Annotated in this window: 21 protein-coding genes; 9 read left to right on the top strand and 12 right to left on the bottom strand. The window is 38.2% G+C overall.

Annotation, left to right across the window (positions count from 1 at the left end):
- Positions 1 to 100: 100 nt before the first annotated feature.
- The 3 genes from prpF to HUS24_RS14325 all read left to right on the top strand — a co-directional run bounded on the left by prpF (position 101) and on the right by HUS24_RS14325 (position 3,581).
- Positions 101 to 1,288: a 2-methylaconitate cis-trans isomerase PrpF gene (prpF, locus tag HUS24_RS14335; RefSeq protein WP_173912667.1), complete on the top strand. Its 1,188-nt coding sequence runs from the start codon at positions 101 to 103 to the stop codon at positions 1,286 to 1,288.
- Positions 1,289 to 1,589: 301 nt separating this feature from the next.
- Positions 1,590 to 2,537, top strand: coding sequence for a sensor domain-containing diguanylate cyclase (locus HUS24_RS14330; protein ID WP_173912666.1), 948 nt, complete (start codon positions 1,590 to 1,592; stop codon positions 2,535 to 2,537).
- A 132-nt stretch (positions 2,538 to 2,669) separates the two neighbouring features.
- A complete protein-coding gene (locus tag HUS24_RS14325) occupies positions 2,670 to 3,581 on the top strand; it encodes a polyprenyl synthetase family protein (protein WP_173912665.1) in 912 nt (303 codons plus the stop codon).
- Between the two features lie 104 nt (positions 3,582 to 3,685).
- Here the strand turns inward: HUS24_RS14325 and HUS24_RS14320 are convergent, their stop codons facing one another.
- From HUS24_RS14320 to HUS24_RS14290, 7 genes are all read right to left on the bottom strand, one after another.
- Positions 3,686 to 3,871 carry a hypothetical protein gene (locus HUS24_RS14320; RefSeq protein ID WP_173912664.1) on the bottom strand — a complete coding sequence of 62 codons (186 nt, stop codon included), beginning with the start codon at positions 3,869 to 3,871 and terminating at the stop codon, positions 3,686 to 3,688.
- A gap of 104 nt (positions 3,872 to 3,975) precedes the next feature.
- A complete protein-coding gene (locus HUS24_RS14315; RefSeq protein ID WP_173912663.1) occupies positions 3,976 to 4,161 on the bottom strand; it encodes a hypothetical protein in 186 nt (61 codons plus the stop codon).
- A gap of 129 nt (positions 4,162 to 4,290) precedes the next feature.
- On the bottom strand, positions 4,291 to 5,787 hold the full coding sequence (putP, locus tag HUS24_RS14310; RefSeq protein WP_173912662.1) for a sodium/proline symporter PutP: 1,497 nt from the start codon (positions 5,785 to 5,787) through the stop codon (positions 4,291 to 4,293).
- 155 nt (positions 5,788 to 5,942) lie between these two features.
- On the bottom strand, positions 5,943 to 6,797 hold the full coding sequence (locus tag HUS24_RS14305; protein ID WP_065995514.1) for an SPFH domain-containing protein: 855 nt from the start codon (positions 6,795 to 6,797) through the stop codon (positions 5,943 to 5,945).
- Positions 6,798 to 6,819: 22 nt separating this feature from the next.
- On the bottom strand, positions 6,820 to 7,293 hold the full coding sequence (locus tag HUS24_RS14300) for an NfeD family protein (protein ID WP_173912661.1): 474 nt from the start codon (positions 7,291 to 7,293) through the stop codon (positions 6,820 to 6,822).
- Between the two features lie 129 nt (positions 7,294 to 7,422).
- Complete coding sequence (locus tag HUS24_RS14295; RefSeq protein WP_173912660.1) at positions 7,423 to 8,340, bottom strand: patatin-like phospholipase family protein; 918 nt, start codon at positions 8,338 to 8,340, stop codon at positions 7,423 to 7,425.
- A gap of 66 nt (positions 8,341 to 8,406) precedes the next feature.
- Complete coding sequence (locus HUS24_RS14290) at positions 8,407 to 9,033, bottom strand: lysophospholipid acyltransferase family protein (protein WP_173912659.1); 627 nt, start codon at positions 9,031 to 9,033, stop codon at positions 8,407 to 8,409.
- Between the two features lie 128 nt (positions 9,034 to 9,161).
- Between HUS24_RS14290 and HUS24_RS14285 the strand changes: the two genes are divergently transcribed.
- The 4 genes from HUS24_RS14285 to HUS24_RS14270 all read left to right on the top strand — a co-directional run bounded on the left by HUS24_RS14285 (position 9,162) and on the right by HUS24_RS14270 (position 14,300).
- Positions 9,162 to 10,442 carry an MFS transporter gene (locus HUS24_RS14285; protein WP_173912658.1) on the top strand — a complete coding sequence of 427 codons (1,281 nt, stop codon included), beginning with the start codon at positions 9,162 to 9,164 and terminating at the stop codon, positions 10,440 to 10,442.
- Positions 10,443 to 10,586: 144 nt separating this feature from the next.
- Entirely contained in the window at positions 10,587 to 12,248 is a 1,662-nt protein-coding gene (locus HUS24_RS14280; protein WP_173912841.1) for a phosphoethanolamine transferase, read from the top strand.
- Positions 12,249 to 12,263: 15 nt separating this feature from the next.
- Positions 12,264 to 12,938 carry a response regulator transcription factor gene (locus HUS24_RS14275; protein ID WP_173912657.1) on the top strand — a complete coding sequence of 225 codons (675 nt, stop codon included), beginning with the start codon at positions 12,264 to 12,266 and terminating at the stop codon, positions 12,936 to 12,938.
- Positions 12,939 to 12,968: 30 nt separating this feature from the next.
- Complete coding sequence (locus HUS24_RS14270; RefSeq protein WP_173912656.1) at positions 12,969 to 14,300, top strand: ATP-binding protein; 1,332 nt, start codon at positions 12,969 to 12,971, stop codon at positions 14,298 to 14,300.
- A 59-nt stretch (positions 14,301 to 14,359) separates the two neighbouring features.
- Here HUS24_RS14270 and HUS24_RS14265 read toward each other — a convergent pair whose 3' ends face one another.
- Positions 14,360 to 15,022, bottom strand: a complete 663-nt coding sequence (locus tag HUS24_RS14265; protein ID WP_254433872.1) for a phosphatase PAP2 family protein — start codon at positions 15,020 to 15,022, stop codon at positions 14,360 to 14,362.
- Positions 15,023 to 15,183: 161 nt separating this feature from the next.
- On the opposite strand from HUS24_RS14265, the gene HUS24_RS14260 reads away from it, so the two are divergent.
- Entirely contained in the window at positions 15,184 to 15,870 is a 687-nt protein-coding gene (locus tag HUS24_RS14260) for an HAD family hydrolase (protein WP_173912654.1), read from the top strand.
- 65 nt (positions 15,871 to 15,935) lie between these two features.
- Here HUS24_RS14260 and HUS24_RS14255 read toward each other — a convergent pair whose 3' ends face one another.
- Positions 15,936 to 17,123, bottom strand: coding sequence for an ammonium transporter (locus tag HUS24_RS14255; protein ID WP_173912840.1), 1,188 nt, complete (start codon positions 17,121 to 17,123; stop codon positions 15,936 to 15,938).
- A 350-nt stretch (positions 17,124 to 17,473) separates the two neighbouring features.
- Here HUS24_RS14255 and HUS24_RS14250 point away from each other — a divergent pair, with 350 nt between their 5' ends.
- Positions 17,474 to 18,379, top strand: coding sequence for an AEC family transporter (locus tag HUS24_RS14250; protein ID WP_173912653.1), 906 nt, complete (start codon positions 17,474 to 17,476; stop codon positions 18,377 to 18,379).
- Between the two features lie 20 nt (positions 18,380 to 18,399).
- Here the strand turns inward: HUS24_RS14250 and HUS24_RS14245 are convergent, their stop codons facing one another.
- From HUS24_RS14245 to adeJ, 3 genes are all read right to left on the bottom strand, one after another.
- Positions 18,400 to 18,675, bottom strand: a complete 276-nt coding sequence (locus tag HUS24_RS14245; protein WP_173912652.1) for a hypothetical protein — start codon at positions 18,673 to 18,675, stop codon at positions 18,400 to 18,402.
- 425 nt (positions 18,676 to 19,100) lie between these two features.
- Positions 19,101 to 20,561, bottom strand: coding sequence for a multidrug efflux RND transporter AdeIJK outer membrane channel subunit AdeK (gene adeK / locus HUS24_RS14240; protein WP_173912839.1), 1,461 nt, complete (start codon positions 20,559 to 20,561; stop codon positions 19,101 to 19,103).
- Positions 20,561 to 23,737 carry a multidrug efflux RND transporter permease subunit AdeJ gene (gene adeJ, locus HUS24_RS14235; RefSeq protein WP_173912651.1) on the bottom strand — a complete coding sequence of 1,059 codons (3,177 nt, stop codon included), beginning with the start codon at positions 23,735 to 23,737 and terminating at the stop codon, positions 20,561 to 20,563. Before adeJ ends, adeK begins: the two co-directional genes overlap by 1 nt.
- Positions 23,738 to 23,744 lie beyond the last annotated feature (7 nt).

Here is a 23,744-nt window from a genome sequence, read left to right as displayed (position 1 = left end):
GTCATGTGGTCAATGATTTTCCTAAAAAAAAGAGTAATATAAAATTGAATGAGGATTCATAATTGTTGAACAACAAAGATAAACCAAAGGAATAAAACCAATGAGTTTCGCACCGCAAATTAAAATCCCTGCAACTTACATACGTGGTGGTACCAGTAAAGGTGTTTTCTTTAAACTTGATGATTTACCAGAACGCGCACAAAGTGCAGGTGAAGCACGTGATCGGATGTTGTTACGTGTGATTGGCAGTCCAGATCCATATGGAAAACAAATTGATGGTATGGGTGGTGCAACCTCAAGTACCAGTAAAACCGTGATCTTGTCAAAAAGTTCACAACCTGAGCATGATGTAGATTATTTATTTGGACAAGTTTCGATTGATAAAGCATTTGTTGACTGGAGTGGTAACTGTGGAAATCTCACCGCAGCCGTGGGTTCATTTGCCATTTCAAATGGCTTGGTAAACGCTGAACGTATCCCTGAAAATGGAATTTGTACAGTACGCATTTGGCAGGTGAATATTCAAAAAACCATTATTGCTCATGTGCCGATCACGAATGGGCAAGTACAAGAAACAGGTGATTTTGAGTTAGATGGTGTGACTTTTCCTGCTGCCGAGGTGCAAATAGAATTTTTAGACCCTGCCGATGATGGTGAAGAGGGCGGTGCGATGTTTCCAACAGGCAATGTCGTAGATACTTTAGACGTGCCAGAAGTGGGAACATTCCAAGCAACTTTGATCAATGCTGGAATTCCAACCATTTTTTTAAATGCAGAAGACATTGGTTATCAAGGTACAGAGTTACAAGAAGCAATTAATGGTGATGCTGCAGCCTTAGAACGTTTTGAAAAGATCCGTGCTTATGGCGCAGTAAAAATGGGTTTAATCCAAGATGTTAGTGAAGCTGCAAACCGTCAGCACACTCCAAAAGTTGCATTTGTTTCAAAACCAAAAGCCTATGTTGCATCAAGTGGCAAACAAGTTTCTGAAACAGATACAGATTTATTGGTACGTGCACTCTCTATGGGTAAATTACATCATGCGATGATGGGTACTGCTGCGGTTGCAATTGGTACAGCAGCAGCGATTCCAAACACCTTGGTGAATTTGGCAGCAGGTGGTGGCGAGCGTGAAGCAGTACGTTTTGGACATCCATCAGGGACTTTACGTGTAGGTGCACAAGCACTTCAAGAAAATGGACAATGGGTGGTGAAAAAAGCCATCATGAGTCGCAGTGCACGTGTTTTAATGGAAGGCTGGGTGCGTATTCCAGAAGATAGTTTTTAGTTTTTAAAATAAAATCACTGAAACAATCTCTAATAAATTTGTTTTGTTAGAGATTGTTTACTCACAATCATATGAAATGTTTATTTTTTAATCTTTTTATAAATTAGATATATTTTTATCCAATAAAAAACTATAATGAGCCACTTTTTGAATTTTGTAACTTTTTTCATAAACTGCTTGTTTTTATTTATTTTTACTGTGCAATATTCGATTTGTCTATTCAAATGAATAGATAGATTGGTCTAAAAATCAAACAGTTTAAGATTAGCGTAAAATACGATATGAATTTTTGGGGCAATACATGGAAAACGAAAGATCACATCTTCATCAGATTCTTTCAAATGTAGATTTTATCCAGACCTTAAAAAGTGTTGAAAAATTAGATTTAGTTTCTTTTATTTCAAAATTACCTTTGCCCGTTGCTATTTTAGAGTTTGATTCTCGCTTGCTTGTTGTCAACCAACAATTTGCTGATATTTTTCAAAGTGATGCTTTATTTTTAAATGGTAAATTATTAAGTACATTTTCTAGCAGTTTATATGCCGATTTTGAGCTTGCATTGGAAAAATTTGCAACAGGTGAAAAGCAAGTTGACTTTGAGTTTTATTCCAAAGGTCATTTTTATTTGTCTTATTTTAAAGCGATGTATAGTGCGGATCAGCAAATCAATGCTGTGATATTGATTTGTGCAGACGTAACTCGTTTAAAGCGTCGTGAAAAAGTATTAATGCTAAATAATCAAAAATTGCATGATCATTTGTTTATTGATCACATCACGGGTTTGCCAAATAAAATGGCATTTGATCAATATCTGCAAGAAAAACTCTTTGAAAATTTAAAAGATAAATATACTTTTTTGAAAATTGACTTAGATCATTTTAAAAAGTTTAACCAATTGCATAGTTATACCCGAGGCGATCAAGTCTTGATGGAAATTGGCAACATTTTGGATGATGAGTTAAATCCAGATTATGCCCGTATTTTTCGTTTAAATTCATCAAGTTTTGTGATCGTTATTAAAGATATGACACCTTGGGCTGTATTTACATTGGCTGAACGTTTAAAAATGAGAATTTCTCAAGAAAATATTGCTATCCAAGACTCGCAAAATGCAGTATTAACTGCATGTATTGGCATATATCATTTGGCTTTACCTTATCATGCACATGATATTTTGCAGCAATTGGATTTAGCGGTTTATCATGCCAAACAGCAAGGTGCTAATTCTATTTATGTCTTGAATGGCTAAGGTTTTTAATTTTTGTATTTCTCTATTTAAATAAATCTTGAAATAGATGCCTGCAAAGGTGTTTCAATGTAGAATGTACTGGGCTTAAATTATTGAGTTACAGTGACTCATCATTTGAATTTCGAGGCAAAAGTGACCGCAATTTCTAATGTGAATGCAGATGTATTAAAGCAGGCGCAACAGCGTATTCAGCAGGATTTACAAACAGCATTAGAGGCTTTTTCTCTTCCTGAACCTTTAAAATCAGCAGTGCATCATGCTGTAATGTTGGGGGGAAAACGCGTACGACCAGCATTGTGCTATGCAACTTCAGCTTTACAGGTGAATAATCCAAATTTTGCAGCAGTGCGCCGTGCAGCGGTTGCAATTGAATTAATTCATTGTTATTCACTGGCACACGATGATTTGCCTTGTATGGATAATGATTTGTTGCGTCGTGGGCAACCGACTTGCCATGTGGCTTTTGGTGAAGATACTGCGCTTTTAGCAGGTGATATTTTACAGTCGATGGCATTTGAAGTATTGGGTAGTCGTTTATTTGATCAAATGCAGCCCGTTGATACTGCAATTGTATTAAAACAGATGCAAATTTTAGCCACAGCATCTTCTAAAATGGTCTGTGGGCAAGTGCTAGATTTACAAGCAGAAGGTCAGCATGTAGACCAAACGCAATTGGAAAATATCCATAGAAATAAAACAGGTGCTCTCATCCAAGCTGCAATTATGATGGCTGCTGTGACGATTTTTCAGGGAACTGACCACGCTATTCCCCAATTGCGTCAGTTTGGGCAAGCGATTGGTTTGGCTTTTCAAGTCCAAGATGACATTTTAGATGTTGTGTCAGACACTGCTTCATTAGGAAAAACGGCAGGTAAAGATGAACAGGTGGATAAGTCAACCTATCCTGCATTGATGGGCTTAGAAAAAGCCAAATCTTATGCACAAAGTTTACATAATCAAGCCTTTGAAGCATTAGCTTATTTTGGTGAAAACGCTTTGGAATTGAATCAGATTTCAAAATTCCTGTTGGCTCGAAAAAGCTAAAGCAGTATTTAAAGATTGTGAAATCACAAGTGAAATAGTGCTTTTACTTGTGATTCATGATTTATTTAAAAATAGAGGATATATGTTTTATCGCTTTATTTCGTTTACATTTCAATCAAACTAGTGAGCTTTTCAAAGGCACTGTCACGATCTAAATGCTTTACAGCTTGTACAACTTCTTGAATTTCAGCCTTAGTCCACTTTTCTTTTTCTGCAGTAAAAATAAACGAAGATAACCAAATAAAAGGCGTGTCTTGAGGTCGCAAGTGAAGCTGTTTTAACTTTTTCAATTTTCTCTATCCAAATTAATTTATAGCAATTATATTAAATATAATTATTGTAATAATATAACATATCTTTTAATTTTTATTGATGTAAAAAGATATTGCTTATTTCAAATTTCAATTAAGTTGACAAGTGTTTCAAAAGCACCATCACGATCTGAGTTCTTAACAGCTTGTACAACTTCTTGAATTTCAGCTTTACTCCATTTTTCTTTTTCTGCAGTAAAAATAAAAGAAGATAGCCAAATAAAAGTAGGATCTTGAGGGCGTAGATAAAGACGTTTTAACTTTTTCAATGCAAGTCTACCCAAATCAATATTAAAAAATTACAATAACATAATATTTTATTAACATGTAATGTGATTTTTGACAAATAATGGGACAATTTGTGTCCCATTATTGCAAGGGGAGTGGATAAGACAGCATTATTTTGATTGCTGATAGCATTGATCTGCTTGATCAAAACGTTGAATTATCTCTGCATTTGGTTTTTTACTGAGTAAACTGATGGCAATGATCGCAACGGTCGATGCAATAAAGCCTGGAATAATCGAGTAAAGTTCAGTTGCAATCAGTTCAGGTACAGTGACCCAAAGAATCACCACCACAGCTCCTACTACCATGCCTGCAATTGCACCTGACAAAGTCATACGTTTCCATAACAAAGAGAAAATGATTAATGGTCCAAACGCTGCACCAAAACCAGCCCATGCATTTGCCACTAAGCCCAATACTTCTGAATCTGGATCATGTGCTAAAACAATCGCTAAGACCGCAATTAATAACACCATTAAGCGTCCAACCCAAACCAATTCTTTTTGTGAAGCCGATTTGCGGATAAATGCTTTGTAGAAATCTTCAGTCAAGGTGCTTGAACATACGAGTAGTTGACAACTGAGCGTACTCATTACGGCAGCTAAAATTGCTGCTAAGACAATGCCTGCAATCCAAGGATTGAATAAAATCTTCGTGAGTTCAATAAATACAGTTTCGTGATTTGCACTGACATTAGCGGCAAGTTCTGGATGTATATAAAAAAATGCGATACCGAAGAAACCAGCAGCCACAGCGCCACCTAGACATAGCGTCATCCATATCATCCCGATACGGCGGGCATTGGGAATAGATTTAACCGAATCTATTGCCATAAAACGGACTAAAATATGCGGTTGACCAAAATAGCCTAAGCCCCATGCAAGCGATGAAATCACAGCAACGGTACTTAAATCGGTAAATAAATCTAACGCATGTGGACGAGCTGCCTCTAGCGCCATCGTCACTTGAGATAGATCACCAATACTTAAAATGGTAACAATCGGCGTAAGTAATAATGCAAAAATCATCAAAGTTGCTTGAATGGTATCTGTCCAACTGACAGCTAAAAAACCACCAATAAATACATAACTGATCGTGGCAATCGCGCTAACCCACAGCGCAGTGTTATATGACATCTCAAACATGCCTTCAAACAAACGTGCGCCTGCGACCATACCCGAAGCACAATACACCGCAAAGAAGATCAGAATCACCACTGCTGAAATGATACGTAAGATTTTCTTACGGTCATCAAAACGATTTGAAAAATAGTCAGGCAAGGTAAGGGCATTATTTTGTACTTCAGTATGTACACGTAAACGACCTGCAACCAAGAGCCAATTCAGCCATGCGCCAATGATCAAACCGATAGCAATCCACATTTTTGACAAGCCAAACAGATAAATCGCTCCAGGTAAGCCCATGAGTAGCCAACCACTCATGTCCGATGCACCTGCTGATAATGCAGTGACGAAACTACCTAAACGGCGTCCACCTAAAATATAGTCAGAAAAATCTTGAGTTGCTCGATATGCTAATAAGCCAATCACAATCATGGCAACAATATAGAACATAAAGGTGATTAAGGTGGGGTTTAGGGAACTCATACGCAGTCCAAGTGTTTGTAAAACAACATTTTGAAATGGTATATTTCAAAAATAACGTGAAATTTAATCATAATTTCACATTCTTTGCTGACCAATTATTGCGCATAAAAAAATTGGCAGTCCAAAAACTGCCTATTCTATTGAAAAATAATAATTTAGTTGTTTCTACCCATGACGCCGCGTATGGTATTTAACACATCTGCTGGTAATACCACAGTTTTCGCATTGTTAGATTTCGCCATATCTTGCATGGCTTTGACATATTGTTCACCTAGCAGATAGGCTACAGGAATTTCTTTATCTCCCACAGCAGAAGTCACCATTGAAATGGCTTTTTGAGATGCTTCTGCTAATACAACTTGTGCTTCAGCATCACGGCGAGAGGCTTCTAAACGTCCATCTGCTTCTAAAATTGCAGCTTGTTTTTCACCATCCGCTTTGGTGACGGTTGCACGACGCTGACGTTCAGCTGCAGCCTGTGCTTCCATTGCTGATTGCATGGTTGCAGAAGGTTGAATATCTTGAATTTCCACAGTTTTTAGGGTAATCCCCCAATCGGAAATATCATCGGAAATCGCAGCTTTTAGCTTGGCTTTGATATGATCACGTGAAGACAAAGCATCGTCCAAGTCCATTTCACCCACGATAGAACGTAATGAGGTTTGCACGAGGTTTTGAATCGCCCATGTATAATTTTCAATACCATACACTGCTTTTTCTGGTGTAGTGATATTGATATATGCCACAGCATTCATGAGCAATACAGCGTTGTCACGGGTGATGACTTCCTGCGAGGGAATATCTAACACAATATCTTTGGTGGTAATTTTATAAGCTACTTCATCGACATAAGGAATAATAAAATTTAGTCCTGGACTTAAAGTGCTGTCATATTTACCTAAACGTTGCACGATCCATTTATAACCTTGCGGAACAATGCGAACACCTTTGAATATCGTGACCACAACTAAGACAGCGAGAGCAATTGCAATAATTGAACCAATTGACATTTTTATTCCTCTTTTTAAAAAATTATAATGGGGATGGGGTAGTTTGATGAGGTTGAATCACCAAATCATTGCCTGAAATATCAACCACACGTACACGATCACCCACAGCAACAGGGGAGAGTGATCGACAGTTCCATTCATCCGCACCTAAAACAGGCATCGGAAAGCGTACTTTGACTTGATCATGGGCTAAATCAGCCTGAATCACCATGCCAACTTGACCAATGGTGGATTCACGTGGCAAACCTGCTTTGGTTTTATCTATAGATAAAGGTTTGATAAATTTGAACCAAGAAACCGTACAGGTCACGGACAAAATGAGCCAGAAAATGATCTGAGTGGTTAACGACATGCTTGGAAAAAGCCAAAAAAGAATGGCAACGAAAGTCGCTGCGATTCCAAACCACAATGCAGCAAAAGAAGGCAAAATCAGTTCAAAGAGTATCAGAACAATACCCAAAACCAACCAATGCCAAGGTTCTATTATAAAATTCATACGTCTACTCTAATCTTGATCATGGAGATAGATGACGAATCATCACATCCAATGTAACAGATTGAAGAGAAAATGAATATTAAAAAATGACCAACTTGTTTTATGAAAGTTGGTCATTATTTTCAAAAATTAGATTCTGGCTTTAGGTGCAGGTTGTAATGCAGCAGGAGATTTTTTAAAGTTGTTAATGGCATTTTGAATAGCAGTAATCTTGAGTTGTGCTGCTTTTTCGCCTTCCAAAATCGCTTGGTTACTTGCTTTTAAGTCCAAAGTCCCTAAGTGTCCAACTTTAGGTTGAATCACGATATTGGCTTGAGAGAGTTCAGAATTAATACTTTGTTGTCCCATAATATTAATGGTTTGATCGAGCAGGCCCCACATGTTCATCGGTTGACTGCCTGATGGACGTGCAGAAATATCTACTGCAATCACAATATCTGCGCCCATACTTTTTGCAGTTTGTACAGGAATTGGGCTGACTAGTCCACCATCGACATATTTGGTATTGCCAATCGTTGTTGGTACAAAGACATTGGGAATACTGCATGATGCGCGAACAGCTTGCCCTGCATTGCCTTTGATAAATTCTACCTTTTTACCGTTATCTAAGCGTGTTGCTACCGCAGCAAAACGAATTGGAAATTTTTCAATCGGTTTATTTGCCACATGATTATTCACATAGTTTTGTAGTTTTTCACCCAAAACAATGCCTTGTCGGTTCAAGGTCAGATCTCGAATATCAGATTCTTTGAGTTGTAAGGCGATTTGTTGCATTTGATAAGGTGTTTTACCACTGGCATAAATACTACCAACAAAACTGCCCGCACTGGTGCCTGTCACGATCTTCGGTTTAATACCGTGTGACTCTAGTACTTTGATCACACCAATATGTGCAAAACCTTTCGCACCGCCACCGCCTAAAGCAATCGCAATCACAGGTTCACGTGCTTTAATCGCTGTAGTTGTCGGTGGTGTTTTTACGGTTTTATCACAACCGACCAATGCCAAACCAAGTAAGCCAATGAGTCCAAAGTGTTTTATCTGCATGGTATTTGTCTATTCATCAATCAAGCAAAATATGCGCAACATCACAACAGATTGCGACATGATTTTCTAGCGCTTTGTAAAAAGTTTTTGTAAAGGTTTTGCCAATCGAGCTGGATTCTTTGGTGAAAAACGACCTTCATAATGCTGAAAAATTTTAGCTAAATCTGCATCATAATCGCCAGTAGCTTGTAATACTCCCAAACAGCGAATCACTTTAGCATCATAATCAAAGGCAAACATGACGATCGGAATATTTGCACCCATGGCAATATGATAAAATCCGCTTTTGATTTTTTCAGCTTGTTTACGTGTACCTTCAGGCGCAATCGCAATCCAGATTCTCTCTGTAGATTGGATAATATTAATAATTTGTTGGGTTAAACCATGTGGTGAATCACGATGCACAGGAATTACCCCAATCCATTTAAACAACGTGTCAAACGGTGGTTTAAATAAACTGTCTTTACCAAAAATCGTGACCTTTAAGCCAATGCCGAGCATCGCTAAAAATGCATACAATCCATCAAAGTTAGAGGTATGCGGTGAAACAATTGCGACTGCTTTGGGGATATTGGGAAATTCTCCTTCAAAGCGCCATCCTTGTGCAAGATAAAGCTTTCTAAAAAAAGCTCTACTTTTTAAGGTTCCACGACAGGGAACTTGGTCAGGAAGTTCTGGAAAATGTATTGTCATTGTTCATATAAGATTGAAACTGTTTGTAAATGTTAAACTTTAACTAAAAGTATACATTGATAAATGAATATAAATCAGCAAAATAACAATTCTTAACCCAACCCATTTGAGTGAAAGGCAAACACCACATGATAAAAGCACCACAACTCTATGTTTTGCTGTTTTCATTGTATTGGGCGCAAGGTTTACCTGTGGGTTTTATGACGCATGCTTTGCCTGTGATTTTACGCGCGCAAGGGGTTTCGCTGACACATATTGGTGGTTTTGGTTTGTTGATGGCACCTTGGGCAATTAAAGTGTTGTGGGCACCTTGGGTTGATCGTTATGGTTCATCAGCTTTTGGGCATTATCGAAGTTGGATTATTCCCAGTCAGTTGCTTACGGTTGTCATTTTAATCGTTTTATCTTTTTTACCCATCCAAGCCTTAAATCAACCTTTGTATCTTTTGGGATTTTTTATTGTGTTGTTGTTGATGAATGGAATTGGTGCGACTCAAGATATTGCCACCGATGCTTTAGCGGTCAATATTCTGAAAGGTGAACAGCAACATTGGGGCAATATGTTTCAAGTGGTAGGTTCACGTTTAGGATTTATTGTCGGTGGCGGTGTGATTTTATGGGCATTGGATAGTTTGACATGGCAAACTACATTTTGGGTTTTAGCCGCTATCGTATTTTTAAATATAATTCCTGCTTTATTTTACCGAGAACCACAACACCATTTACATATTGAACAATCTAAACAAGCTGATAAAACGCTGCTTACAGCGCAGATATTGCAGCATATTCAAGCGTATTTACGCTATTTTTTAAGCACAAAAATAATGCTGCTGTGGTTAATCGTACTATGTAGCATTAAAATTGCTGATGGTTTAGCAGGGCCTATTACTAAACCGTTGTTGGTGGATTTGGGCTTATCCTATACTCAAATTGGTGTGTATATCACTATGCTCGGTGCAGCAGCGGCCTTGTGTGGCGCAGGTTTAGCTAGCATATATTTACAGTATTTTTCACGTGTTCGAGCACTGATTTTATTTTCTATATTAAAGCTAATCAGTTTGGCTGGGTATGTTTGGTTGGCTAATCAACTTGAACAACAGATAAAGGTAAATCATGTTTTGATTTACTTGATTAATGCTTTAGAAGATATGTTCTCTGCCATGTTGTTGGTCGTGATTTTAACTTTGGTGATGCAATACAGTCGCAAAAGTCACGCAGGGACAGATTTTACTTTTCAAGTGTCTGTGATGGCAGCGGTCAGTGGTGTGTTATATAGCCTCAGTGGTATTTTAGGGGATTGGTTGGGGTATTTTGATTATTTATTGGTGATCTGCTGTATTGGATTATTGTGTTTAGTCCCTATCTTTATGTGGGCAAAACAAGGACGAAAACCAATACAGGAAAATTAAACCAATAGTAAAATATAAAATCACATTAAAATGATTAATTTTAATAAGTTAATTGTATTTCTTAAAGCTGTTTCAGGTTGAATTAAGTGTTTTTTAAGTTTTAATTTTTACAGTCAAGCATCTTTTATGTGCGATCAGACTGAGATGTTGGGCTTTATACAGAAACAATTAAATCGAAAAATAAGCGTGTCATTCACTGTTTTTATCTTGGTAATGGCAGTATGGCTAGGTGTGTGCTTAAACTTTGCTTTTTATCGTCAGATTCACCTTTTAACGCCTTATCAAGGCGTAAAATCATTTGCTTTTTTGGCGGCAACAGCGGTTATTTTGATTGCATTATATAATCTCATTTTACAGATTTTAGGCTGGAAATGGACGCTTAAGGCAGTCACGATTTTATTGGTTTTTGTGGGCGGATTTAGTGCTTATTTTGTTAATTCATTGGGTGTGGTGATTTCACCAGACCAGATTCAAAATATGATGCAGACGGATCCTGCTGAAGTGCGTGACCTGATTTCACCACGGTTTCTATTATGGACAAGTGTATTTGTTATTTTGCCTATTCTATTGATTTTAAAAATGAATATTGCTTATGAGCCAATCTCTAAAACATTACTGAAAAAATTAGCCAGTAGTGTGGCTTCTATTGCAGTTATTGGCTGTTTACTGTTTATTTATTATGTTGATTTTGCTGCGATATTTAGAGAACATCGAGATTTAAAGGGGATGATCTCACCACAAAATGCTTTTGCTGCGACCAGTTCATATTTCCATAAAAGAGCACCAAAACAAAATTTACCCTTAATTCGTTATGGAGAAGATGCACATTTGGTTGAAGATACCTCAACACAAAAACATCCCAAACTGATGGTACTTGTGGTGGGGGAAACTGCACGAGCTGAGAGTTTTTCTTTAAATGGTTATACTAAAAATACCAATCCAGAATTATCCAAACAAACTGGCATTATGAATTATACGCAGGTGAGTTCATGTGGTACCGCAACGGCTGTTTCGGTTCCATGTATGTTTTCAGGGATGCCAAGAACTGAATACGATGAGCAGCTTGCCAGCCATCGCGAAGGACTGTTAGATATTGCACAACGTGCAGGTTATAAAGTGACGTGGATTGATAATAATTCAGGTTGTAAAGGTACCTGTAATCGGGTTGAACAATACACAATTCCTGAAAGTTTAAAACAAAAATGGTGTAAAGATGGTGAGTGTTTAGATGGTATTTTACTCGACAGTTTAAAACAATATATTTCTACGATTCCGAAAAATGATACTGCACCGCGTTTAATTGTATTACATCAAGTAGGCAGTCATGGGCCAGCGTATTATAAGCGTGCGCCTAAAGAGTTTCAGAAGTTTAAGCCAACTTGTGATACTAATGCGATTCAAGGCTGTACACGTGAAGAATTATTGAACAGTTATGACAATAGTATTATTTATACTGACCATGTGTTGAATCAAGTGATTGAAATTTTAAAAGCACAAACGCAATATAGAACAGGATTTTGGTATTTATCTGATCATGGTGAGTCGACTGGTGAGCATGGCATGTATTTACATGGTGCGCCGTATTCCATTGCACCCACTCAGCAAACTCATGTGCCGATGCTGATGTGGTTCTCGGAGAGCTGGAAACAAGCCAATGCCGCACAGGTGAATTGTTTAGCGCAGCAAAAAACCAAAAGCTTGAGTCAGGATAATTTATTTCCAAGCTTGTTAAGTCTGTTGGGCGTGAGAACGCAAGTGATTAACCCAAATAATAATATGCTCAGTCAATGTGCAGTTCGTAGTTAATAGAGGAAAACCAACATGACTAAAATCTTAATGATTGAAGACGATTTTATGATTGCGGAATCAACCCTGACATTATTGCGTTTTCATCAATATGAGGTGGAATGGGTCAACAATGGTTTGGATGGTTTAAAGTTGCTGACGAACCAAACATTTGATTTGATTTTGCTGGATTTAGGTCTGCCGATGATGGATGGTATGCAAGTACTGAAGCAAATTCGTCAACGTGTGGCTACACCTGTTTTGATCATCTCTGCACGAGATCAATTGCAAAATCGGGTTGAGGGTTTAAATCAAGGCGCTGATGATTACTTGATCAAACCTTATGAATTTGAAGAATTAATTGCACGTATTCAAGCTTTATTGCGTCGTTCTCAGCAAACACACGCATTGCAAGCTGGGGCTGAAATCCTGAAAAATGGGGATTTGGTTTTAGATGTAGAACAGCACCTTGCAACTTTTAAGGGCGAACCCGTAGATTTGTCTAAACGTGAATGGGCAATCTTAATTCCACTAATGACTCATCCGAATAAAATCTTTTCCAAAGCCAATTTGGAAGATAAGCTATATGCTTTAGACAGTGAAATTAACAGCAATACCATTGAGGTATATGTGCATCATATTCGCTCAAAATTAGGTAAAAACTTTATCCGTACCATTCGTGGTTTGGGGTATCGCTTGGGTCAAGCATAAGCATAGATCAAAAATAGTAGATCAAACAAGATGAAACAAAAACAGCACTATTCTCTGCGAAGACGTTTAATTCTTTATGTTTCATTATTTAGTGTATTCATGGGATGTGTGCTCATTTTTACTGCTTATAAAATTTCATTACATGAAACCACTGAAATTTTAGATGAGCAAATGGTGTATTTGGCAGAGCGAGTTGCCAAAAATGCTCGTCCTTTAGAAAGCGATTTTAACCACCAAAAACGCTATCACGAAGAAGATTTATTTATAGATGTTTGGGCTTATTCAGAGCGTAAAGACTTAAGTCATGCTGATCATTATTTGGTTGAACCTAAGACAAAAGCTGGTTTTTATACCCAAGACACAGAACATGGCACATGGATTGCCTATGTACTGCCTACAGAAAAATATCAAATTCAAATCAGTCAACAATTTCAAGTCCGTGAAAAATTAGCCTTTGAATTGGCTGGCACGATGTTTTTGCCTTATTTTTTGATTATGCCTTTTGCATTGTTGGCATTGGTATTCATTATTCGTAGAAGTTTAAAGCCCTTGGATGAATTTAAGTCTGAATTGTCATTACGTGATCCAAACTCCTTATCTTCTATTCAAAACAGTCATTATCCTGAAGAATTAGTGCCCACGATTAATGAGATGAATCATTTATTTGAACGTATTTCATTGGCACAACAAGAACAACGCCAGTTCGTTGCAGATGCTGCACATGAGTTACGCACTCCAATTACTGCATTGAATTTACAAACAAAAATTTTAATGAGTCAGTTTCCTGATGATCCAAACTTATTAAATTTAAGCAAAGGTTTGGCACGGATGCAGCATTTGGTTACCCAGTTATTGGCACTAGCTAAACAAGATGCTTCTCTGAAATATGAAAGATTGATAACCACTTTTCAATTGAATGATGTGGCATTTAACTGCGTTGAGCAGTTGTTAAATCTTGCGGTGCAAAAAGACATTGATTTGGGTTTTTTGCGTAATGATCCTGTGCAAATGGTGAGTATTGAACAAAGTGTGCATTCGATCATTTTTAACTTGATTGATAATGCAATTAAATACACCCCAGATATGGGCGTGATCAATATCTCTGTATTTGAAGATGGGCAGGGTTCAGCATTTATTCAGATTGAAGACAGTGGGGCGGGGATTGAGCCTGAGTTATATGACAAAGTGTTGAAGCGTTTTTATCGTGTGCATCATCATTTAGAAGTCGGTAGTGGTTTGGGTTTATCTATCGTAGAAAAAGCAGTACAACATTTAGGTGGACATATTCAATTTTCTCGAAGTGAAGAATTAGGGGGATTGCAAGTTTTGGTAAAATTACCGATGCAACTGCATGATCTGTAGACATAAAAAAGGTGAAATATTCAATATTTCACCTGAATGGTCTATTTAAACGGTTTGACCTAATTAACTTGTACTGTCTTTTGAAATTTATTATAAAAAATAGCATACATTAAGATATTGAATGTAAAGATAATCCAAGCTGTCCAAAGATTATGGCTAAGAAAATGCGCACCTCGCATCATTTGTCCCCATCCCATGATAAAACCTAAAGACATCCCTAAAAATAAGAATACATAGGCATATTTTTTTGAAACTAAGCGATAGACAAAAAATCCTGTCATTAAAGCAAAACCTGTACTGGCATGACCTCCAGGAAAACAATGCCCATTCGTTGCAGAAAAATCCCAAATAAATCCTGTTGGCGTCGCATGTGTCATATTCCACGGACATGCATGACGGGATTGAGATTTTAATAAACCGACCAATCCTGTGGATAACACACTCACCCAAAACATATAGCCATAGTGCCAGCGAGAAGGTTTTAATCGTTCTAATTTAAAAGAGGCTAGCCATAAAAATAGAAAACTAATGTAGCCTAAAATCAAAATATTTTTTAAATATTTATGATTCCATTGCACCAGATAATAATTGTCACGATAGAGAAAATGTCCAAATTGATCCATCCAAGGTCGAATCAAACTTTGGTCAATTGCACCACCAATAGGAAAACAAAGCAGTAAAATCACACATGAAATAACGCTAAATGTAATACATGCCAGCATAATTTTTTGAAAATTCGAGAAAACCATATCGGATAAAATGTAAATTGATCATGAAAATATGGTTTATGATTAAAGCAATTTAAACTTAAACTAGAATTAATCTAGACCTTTTCACTCAATGATCAACATGCTTCATGGCTATTTTTAACTGAAGAAATACAATGAAAATTCAAGCTGTACTTTTTGATTTAGACAATACTTTAACGCATCGTGATCAGAGTGTAGTGGTCTACGCTCGTCAGTTTTTGCAAGATTTTTCCTATAATTTAAGCTCACATGAATTAGAAAAAACTGTACAGATCATTCGCCGTATTGATAATGGCGGCTATCCTAAAAAGGAGTTACTCACGCATCCTAGCATTGCTGCTTCAGTCGGACATGCACTAACAGAGGCATTGGCGTGGAAGGCAACGCCTGATTTGGAAGAGTTAACACAATATTGGTTTCAACAGTTTGGAATGGCGGCAGTTGCCATGCAAGGTGCAGCAGATTTATTACAATATTTAAAACAACAGCAGTATTCACTGGCCGTTATTTCCAATGGTGGACATGCAACACGTTTAAAGATTTTGGAAGGTTTAGGGTTTAGTCATTGTTTTGATGAGATTATCAGTTCGGAGTTGGTCGGCATCAGCAAGCCTAAACCAGAAATTTTTTTAGAAACCTGTCAGCGTTTAAGTATCCAGCCACAACAGGCTTTGTATGTTGGTGATCATCCTGTCAATGATTATGCAGGTGCGATAGGCGCAGGTCTAAATGCATTATTGCTCAATGGTTTTCATGAAGATGTTGCTCATATTCCACAGCGAATTGATAAATTAAAACAAGTTGTAGATTATCTAGATTAAGTATCAAATAGATTAAAATAAAAAACTTCTAAGCAGAGAAGTTTTTTATTTTTATAATCAGTATCTTAAAAAATAGCATCTTCTGAATTTGCTGAAATTTTATGAATGGATAAGTCAGCACCTCGAAATTCATCTTCTTGGCTTAAACGAATGCCCATTGTGATTTTTAAAATGCCATAGACAGCAAATGCACCGATTAATGCGATACCAATAGCGAATACCGTTCCCAAAATTTGTGACATCATTGCCACACTACCTAAGCCACCTAACCATTTTTGTCCAAATAGACCGACTGCAATACCACCGAAAGCACCACAGACACCGTGTAGAGGCCATACCCCAAGCACATCATCTACTTTTAAACGGTTTTGGGTATAGGTAAACAATTTGACAAAAAATAAGCCAGCACACATTCCGATTACTAATGCACCGACAGGGTGGACAACATCAGAGCCAGCACAGATTGCAACTAAGCCAGCTAGAGGTCCATTGTGTAAAAATCCAGGATCTTCTTTTCCAAAGAAATTTGCTGCAATTGTACCGCCTACCATTGCCATCAGTGAGTTAATTGCGACTAAACCAGAAATGGCATCTAAACGCTGTGCACTCATAACATTAAAGCCAAACCAACCAACAATTAAAATCCATGAACCCAAGGCTAAAAATGGAATAGATGATGGTGGGTGTGCGCTTACGCGTCCATCTTTTTTATAACGTCCATGACGTGCACCCAATAAAATCACCGCTGCAAGTGCCATCCAACCGCCCATTGCATGTACAACAACTGAGCCTGCAAAGTCATGAAAAGATGCCCCAAAGGTATCTTTTAACCAATCTTGTAAACCAAAATTTCCGTTCCATGCGATGCCTTCAAAAAATGGATAGACCAAAGCTACCAAAAATAAAGTAGCAATCGCTTGAGTTCGCATTTTGGCACGCTCAGCAATTCCCCCTGAAATAATCGCAGGAATAGCAGCAGCAAAGGTTAATAAGAAGAAACAGCGCATCAAGTTATAGCCATGCTCAGCCGAGAGTTGCACACCTGAATGGAAAAAATGCTGACCATAGGCAATGTAATAACCGACAAAAAAGTAAGCAATCGCTGAAATGGAAAAATCAGTCAAGATTTTACTGAGTGCATTGACTTGGTTTTTATGGCGAACCGTACCAAGTTCTAAGAAGGCAAATCCTGCATGCATAGCAAGCACAAGAATTGCACCGAGTAGGAGAAAGAGAAGGTCAATATTTTGCATAAGGGGAACTTGTTTGGTGCTATGTGTCACAATTTGGCTCAAGTATAACCAGCTATTTATAAGCGTGAAGAGGGTAGAAGAAGGGAAAAAATGATCAAGATTCAGAAAGATTCATCAAGACTCGATATAAAGCAAACTGCCGCACCAAGTTGGAATTTATGCACAGTTTTGGAACATTAGAAATAGATTTGAATTGATTTAATCTATTGAAAAATAAAAATTAAAATAATTTTATGGTATGTGGGTTTTTTTGTGAGTATGTTTATAAACATTGAAAAGTAAATAAATAATTCGACAAATGGTGTAAAGTTTACTGTGAAAGTTTTAAAAATGCACAACATGGATGAAGCATGACACAAATACTCATTTCGTTATTTCCTCTACTGGCTTTAATTGTAGGTGGAAATGTATTGAAAAGAACAAGATTTTTGAGTGATGGATTTTGGAGTGGTGCAGAAAAGCTGAATTATTATGTGTTATTTCCTGCAATGTTATTTGCAAATTTAGCTACAGCGACGATCCATTTAGACATGATTAAAACCATTATTACGGTTTTGGCTGTGGTCTTAACGATTGCTTGTACTGTGTTATATCTTATTCGCTTTGTACAAAAAACAGATTCGGCACGTTTTGGTGTTTATATGCAGGGCATGGTTCGCTTTAATACTTATATGGGTTTAGCGATTGTTGCAGCATTGTTTAGTCAGCAAGGGATGACGATTTTGGCGATCACATTGGCGCTGTGTATTCCTATGGTTAATATTTTATCTATATTGGCATTGACCAGTCAGGACAATATGGATGCGAAATCTATCATCTTGTCTTTGTTGAAAAATCCACTCATTATGGCATGTGTTATAGGCATCGGCTTTAATTTTTCAGGTCTTAGTCTTTGGGCAGGCTTTAATGATTTAATTAAACAATTGGGGATTTGTAGTTTACCTTTAGGGCTGCTTTGTGTAGGGGCGGCGTTACAATTCACCGAGTTAAAAAAAGAGCTTTGGGTCTTGTTTCTAAATACATTTGCAAGACTTTTAATAATGCCCGCTTTGGCATATCTGGTGTGTAGGTTTTTACACTTAACTCAGCTAGAAACACAAGTGATGGTAGTATTTTTTGCGTTACCTACGGCTTCAGCTTCGTATATTTTAACCAAGGTATTGAGGGGTGATCATCAACTCATGGCAGGGTTGATCAGTCTGCAAACGTTATGTTCTGCGGTTACTTTGCCGATTGTTTTACTTTGGGTGGTGTGATATCTGTTGAGTTTTAAAAGCTATATTTGCCCACAAAAATAATCAAATAGTTGAATTTCTAAAAAATCAGCAATTTGCTTTTGCTCTAAAATAGGTTGTGCAGCAAAGATGAAAAATGTGTCTAAATAACAAAAATCATTCATCAGATCGAAAATAAAACGTGGAAATTCAGTACTTTTAAGCAGTAGATAAGGCTGCATTCCTGAAAAATATAAAATGATTTCGGTGTGTTGCAATGCTCGAAAATTTGTGTGTTGTAAAAGCTGTTGTGTAATACCATTCTTGGAAAATAACATAATATAAGTAGTTTGTTTTCGACGGAGTCTTACATCTAAAATTTATATTTTGGGACTAGCCACTGCGTCTTGCGCTTCGTCAAAGTATACTTTGACTTGCTCAGGCTCGGCCTACTTTTGTTTTGGCAAAATGAGCAGTGAAACTGCGCAAGAAAACCACCTTGCGGAGCGTTGCTCCTCACCACAAGACTCGACAAATACCGCAAATTGATTGATATATTGCAAAAACATTATTCATCATTGGTAGTCCTGCCTCAGACAATTGCGGATGACGTTTCCGCGTCTCAATGTATGATTGGAAGCAGAAAAAAATATTCCGAAATATATTATAAAACTTTTATTGATTGGTATTAATTTCTCATTTCCCATAAATAAAAAGAAAGCCCACCGAAGTGAGCTTAGTTTATATTGTTAAATCAATTGAATCATTTCGCTTGTTGAGACTGTTGTTTTAATTCAGCAGTCGAAGGTTGTACCACGATTTGATCAGAAGTATTGGCTTTAACACCGCCACCTAAGGTTTTATATAATTCAACTTGGTTATTTAAGTTGGCTTGTTCAAGCAATAATAAACCTTGTTCCGCAGCATACGAGCTACGTTGTGCGTCTAATACAGTTAAGAAGCTATCAATCCCTGCACGGAAACGCGCATTGGAAAGCTTATAAGTAGTATTGGTTGCATCAACCAAACGACGTTGTGCTGAGATACGATCACCGATGTTTTGACGTGTTGCCAAAGCATCATTTACTTCACGGAAAGCAGACTGAATTGATTTTTCATAATCAGATAAAGCAATTTCTTGATCTGTTTCTGAAATTTTAATATTGGCTTTACGTGTACCCCAGTCCCAAAGCGGAATATCTAAGCTCGGACCTAAAGACCATACAAATGCGCCTGATTTAAATAAATCACTTAAATCAGTGGATGCATAACCAGCTGAACCCGTCAAACTAATGGTTGGAAATAAACGTGCTTTGGCTGCACCAATATTTGCACCCATCGCTGAAAGTTTATATTCCGCCGCCCGCACATCTGGACGGTTGGTGAGTAAATCACTTGGTAGCCCAGCCGTTAAAGCTGAGTTATTGGTGATTTTAGTCACACGTTGCGATGGCAGTAAGTTTGCAGGCACTTGTTGACCAACTAAAAGATTGAGCAAGTTTTGTGCTTGTGCAATCTGAGTTTTATAGTTGGCAACATCATTACGTGCAGTTTCTACGGACACTTGCGCTTGACGCACAGGAACTTCACTGTCGATCCCCACATCAAAACGTTTTTTGTTGAGGTTATACGAGTCAAGTTGTGCTTTTAGCGTTTGGTCTGCAAGTTTAAGCTGTGCGTTGGCAAATGAATAATTAAGCCAAGCTTGCGCTACCTGACCAATCAATGAAATTTGCGTAGCATCACGCGCACTTGCAGTGGCTAAATAACTGTCCAAAGCATTGTCTTTTAAGCTGCGTACACGCCCCCAAAAGTCCAACTCATAAGCAGTTACACCCAAACCAACATTGTAGGAAGTTATAGGTTTTTGCGTGTTCAGCGTATCTTGACGTAAAACACCACCACTTGCGCCAATGGTTGGCAATTGGTTGTTTTCAGTGATTTGATACTGTTGTTGTGCACGTTGAATATTTAAAGTCGCTGTGCGTAAGTCACGGTTATTGGTTAAAGCAAGATCAATTACTTGGAGCAAACGTGGGTCTGCAAAAAAGTCTTTATAACCTTGTTCAGCAATAGAAGTACCCGATGCGCTTTCAAGATAACTGGTCGGAATATTGGCTTGTGCTACGGGTTCTGGGCCACGCATGCTTTGACAAGCTGTCAAAGCAAGCGCAAGTGCAGATACCGCAATGCCACGACCTGAAATAGACCATAGATTTTGCATCACGATTTTTGCTCCTGAAGTTTTTGATTCTTAGGTTTGTATTTAAAGATACTACGGATCCATACGAAGAATACAGGAATAAAGAAGATACCTAATAGTGTTGAACTGATTACACCACCGAGTACCCCATAACCTACTGAATGTTGGCTACCTGCACCTGCACCACTTGCTAAGGCTAATGGCAATACACCAAAACCAAATGCGAGTGTCGTCATAATAATCGGACGTAAACGCATTCTAGCGGCATGTAAGGTTGCATCAAACAAGTCTTCGCCTTTTTCTTGCAGCTCTTTTGCAAATTCTACAATTAAAATCGCATTTTTTGCAGACAAACCGATCACCGCAATAATCGCAACTTGGAAATAAATGTTATTTGAGAGGTTTGGATCTCCTTTGATCACCATACCCAAGTAGGTAAGTGCTAATGCACCAACTACACCTAATGGTACAACCAGTAAAACCGAAAACGGAATAGACCAACTTTCATAAAGTGCTGCAAGGCATAGGAATACGATGAGCAATGAAAGCGCATATAAAAATGGTGCTTGTGCGCCAGACTCACGTTCTTCTAAAGATAAACCTGTCCATTCATAGTCAAAACCTTGTAAGCCCATAGATGGAAGCTTCGCAATGATTTCTTCCATCGCTTGCATTGCATCACCAGAACTCACACCAGGCGCAGGTGTACCTTGAATATTTACTGAAGATACGCCGTTATAACGCTCTAGACGAGGTGAACCATAAGTCCATTGTCCAACCGCAAAGCTTGAGAATGGAACCATCTCTCCCTTGTTATTACGCACATACCATTTGTTCAAGTCTTCAGGCATCATACGTGCACGAGCTTCACCTTGCACATAGACTTTTTTTACACGACCACGATCTACGAAGTCATTAATATACGAACCACCCCAAGCCATACTCATGGTTGAATTGATATCAGCGATACTGACACCCATCGCGCCTGCTTGTGCTTGATCAATGGTAATTTGATACTGAGGCGTATCTTCTTGACCATTTGGACGCACACCGACTAGACGTTTGTCTTGCGATGCCATTCCTAAAATTGCATTTCGTGCTGCAACTAATTGCTCATGTCCAGCACCACTTGCATCTTTAAGTTGCAAGTTAAAACCAGCAGTTACACCCAATTCAGGCATTGCAGGTAATTGCAACGGCATAATATATGATGCATCTTTAATCATCATGTTTAATGCCATACCACGTTGGATCAATGCGCCGACTTGTTGCTCAGGTTTAGTACGTTCTTCCCAGTCTTTTAGACGAATAAATGCTAAACCAGCATTTTGTCCCATCCCTGTAAAAGAGAAGCCCGAAACACTAAAGACTGATTTGACTGTATCTTTTTCATTCATAAAGAAATCAGTCATGGCATCAATGGTTTTACCAGTACGGTCTAAAGTCGCATTAGGAGGTAATTGAACCAAAGTCATGACCACACCTTGGTCTTCTTCAGGTAAGAAAGAAGAAGGCATCATTTTGAAAATGACGACTAAAATACCAATCACCGCAGCATAAACCACACCTGAGAAAATCTTATGGTGTGTCATAAAGTTGACGCCACCTTGATATTTATCAGCAGTACGATCAAAGGCATTGTTAAACCAACGGAAGAAACGTGAAAAAATATTATTGCTTGGTTTCTGATGCGGATCATGCTGTTTTAAAATGGTTGCACATAGAGCAGGGGTAAACGTTAAAGCAACGATCAATGACAAGACCATTGCAGTTACAAGGGTAATAGAAAACTGACGGTAAATAACCCCCGTTGTTCCACCAAAGAATGCCATTGGAACGAACACAGCAGTCAATACCGAGGTGATCCCGATTAACGCACCTGAAATCTGCTTCATCGAAATTTCTGTGGCTTCAACAGGGTCAAGGTGATCTTCTACCATGACACGTTCGACGTTCTCTACCACAACGATGGCATCATCTACCAAGAGACCGATCGCCAGTACCATGGCAAACATGGTCAAGGTATTGATCGAGAATCCAAAGACATTGATCACCGCAAATGTTCCTAACACAACCACAGGTACAGCCATCGTTGGGATGATCGTTGCACGCCAGTTTTGTAGGAATAAGAACATTACCAAGAATACTAAGAAGATTGCTTCAATCAAGGTATGCACAACACTTTCAATCGATAATTGAATAAATGGTGTGGTATCAAAAGCTAATTCATCTTTCATCCCTGTTGGGTAGTTTTTACGCAATTCAGATAAACGTGCTTCTACAGCTTGTGCTGTATCTAACGCATTGGCACCTGTAGAAAGTTTAATTGCAACACCACCAGCAGGTTTGCCGTTGTACTTAGAGTCGAATTGGTAATTATCTGCGCCTAATTCCACACGGGCTACATCACCTAAACGAACTTGTGCGCCATTCCCTGTATTTTTCAAAAAGATGTTTTTGAACTGTTCAGGTGTGGTGAGCATGCTTTGTGCATTGACTGTTGCATTCAGTACTTGTCCTTCTACAGAAGGAGCACCACCCAATTGACCTACAGCCACTTGAGAGTTTTGAGCACGAATTGCAGCTGCGACATCACTTGGTGTAATCCCTAGACTGTTTAGTTTTTCAGGATCTAGCCAAATACGCATCGCATAAGAACCACCGAAGACTTGTACTTCACCTACACCCGCAACACGGCTTAGCGGTTCAGAAATGTTTGAGTTTACATAGTCTTTGATGTCATCTGCAGATAGACTTTTATCAGTAGAATAGAATGCCAAAACTTGTAAGAAGCTTGCACCAGATTTGGTTACTTTGACACCTTGACGTTGTACGTCTTCAGGTAAAAGTGCAGTTGCAGATTGTAATTTATTTTGTACTTGAACTTGTGCGATATCTGGATCGACACCTTGTTCAAAGTTCAATTGAATAGATGCTTGACCGTTCCCCGCACTGTTTGACGAGATATAACGTAAGCCATCTAGACCATTCATTTGTTGTTCAATAATCTGTGTTACTGTGTTTTCAACAGTCGCAGCAGATGCACCAGGATAAGTCGCAGAAATTGTAACTGTGGGTGGTGCAATCGTCGGATACTGAGCAATTGGCATTTTTGTGAGCGTGAGAATCCCCGCCAACATAATTACCAATGCAATCACCCATGCAAAGATTGGGCGATGAATAAAAAATTGAGCCATTCAGTCT

It is taken from the genome of Acinetobacter sp. Marseille-Q1618, assembly GCF_902809855.1.
Lineage (GTDB): Bacteria > Pseudomonadota > Gammaproteobacteria > Pseudomonadales > Moraxellaceae > Acinetobacter.
The sequence above is the reverse complement of the archived record's forward strand: the minus strand, read 5'-3'. Positions and strand labels throughout refer to the sequence as shown.

What these genes read in the sequence shown, in the direction of transcription:
- HUS24_RS14255 (WP_173912840.1), bottom strand. Translation starts at nt 17,123, where the DNA reads ATGCAAAATATTGACCTTCTCTTTCTCCTACTCGGTGCAATTCTTGTG.
- HUS24_RS14270 (WP_173912656.1), top strand. Translation starts at nt 12,969, where the DNA reads ATGAAACAAAAACAGCACTATTCTCTGCGAAGACGTTTAATTCTTTAT.
- adeJ (WP_173912651.1), bottom strand. Translation starts at nt 23,737, where the DNA reads ATGGCTCAATTTTTTATTCATCGCCCAATCTTTGCATGGGTGATTGCA.
- HUS24_RS14245 (WP_173912652.1), bottom strand. Translation starts at nt 18,675, where the DNA reads ATGTTATTTTCCAAGAATGGTATTACACAACAGCTTTTACAACACACA.
- HUS24_RS14275 (WP_173912657.1), top strand. Translation starts at nt 12,264, where the DNA reads ATGACTAAAATCTTAATGATTGAAGACGATTTTATGATTGCGGAATCA.
- HUS24_RS14290 (WP_173912659.1), bottom strand. Translation starts at nt 9,033, where the DNA reads ATGACAATACATTTTCCAGAACTTCCTGACCAAGTTCCCTGTCGTGGA.
- HUS24_RS14330 (WP_173912666.1), top strand. Translation starts at nt 1,590, where the DNA reads ATGGAAAACGAAAGATCACATCTTCATCAGATTCTTTCAAATGTAGAT.
- HUS24_RS14295 (WP_173912660.1), bottom strand. Translation starts at nt 8,340, where the DNA reads ATGCAGATAAAACACTTTGGACTCATTGGCTTACTTGGTTTGGCATTG.
- HUS24_RS14250 (WP_173912653.1), top strand. Translation starts at nt 17,474, where the DNA reads ATGACACAAATACTCATTTCGTTATTTCCTCTACTGGCTTTAATTGTA.
- HUS24_RS14300 (WP_173912661.1), bottom strand. Translation starts at nt 7,293, where the DNA reads ATGAATTTTATAATAGAACCTTGGCATTGGTTGGTTTTGGGTATTGTT.
- putP (WP_173912662.1), bottom strand. Translation starts at nt 5,787, where the DNA reads ATGAGTTCCCTAAACCCCACCTTAATCACCTTTATGTTCTATATTGTT.
- HUS24_RS14280 (WP_173912841.1), top strand. Translation starts at nt 10,587, where the DNA reads ATGTTGGGCTTTATACAGAAACAATTAAATCGAAAAATAAGCGTGTCA.
- adeK (WP_173912839.1), bottom strand. Translation starts at nt 20,561, where the DNA reads ATGCAAAATCTATGGTCTATTTCAGGTCGTGGCATTGCGGTATCTGCA.
- prpF (WP_173912667.1), top strand. Translation starts at nt 101, where the DNA reads ATGAGTTTCGCACCGCAAATTAAAATCCCTGCAACTTACATACGTGGT.
- HUS24_RS14305 (WP_065995514.1), bottom strand. Translation starts at nt 6,797, where the DNA reads ATGTCAATTGGTTCAATTATTGCAATTGCTCTCGCTGTCTTAGTTGTG.
- HUS24_RS14285 (WP_173912658.1), top strand. Translation starts at nt 9,162, where the DNA reads ATGATAAAAGCACCACAACTCTATGTTTTGCTGTTTTCATTGTATTGG.
- HUS24_RS14260 (WP_173912654.1), top strand. Translation starts at nt 15,184, where the DNA reads ATGAAAATTCAAGCTGTACTTTTTGATTTAGACAATACTTTAACGCAT.
- HUS24_RS14265 (WP_254433872.1), bottom strand. Translation starts at nt 15,022, where the DNA reads ATGCTGGCATGTATTACATTTAGCGTTATTTCATGTGTGATTTTACTG.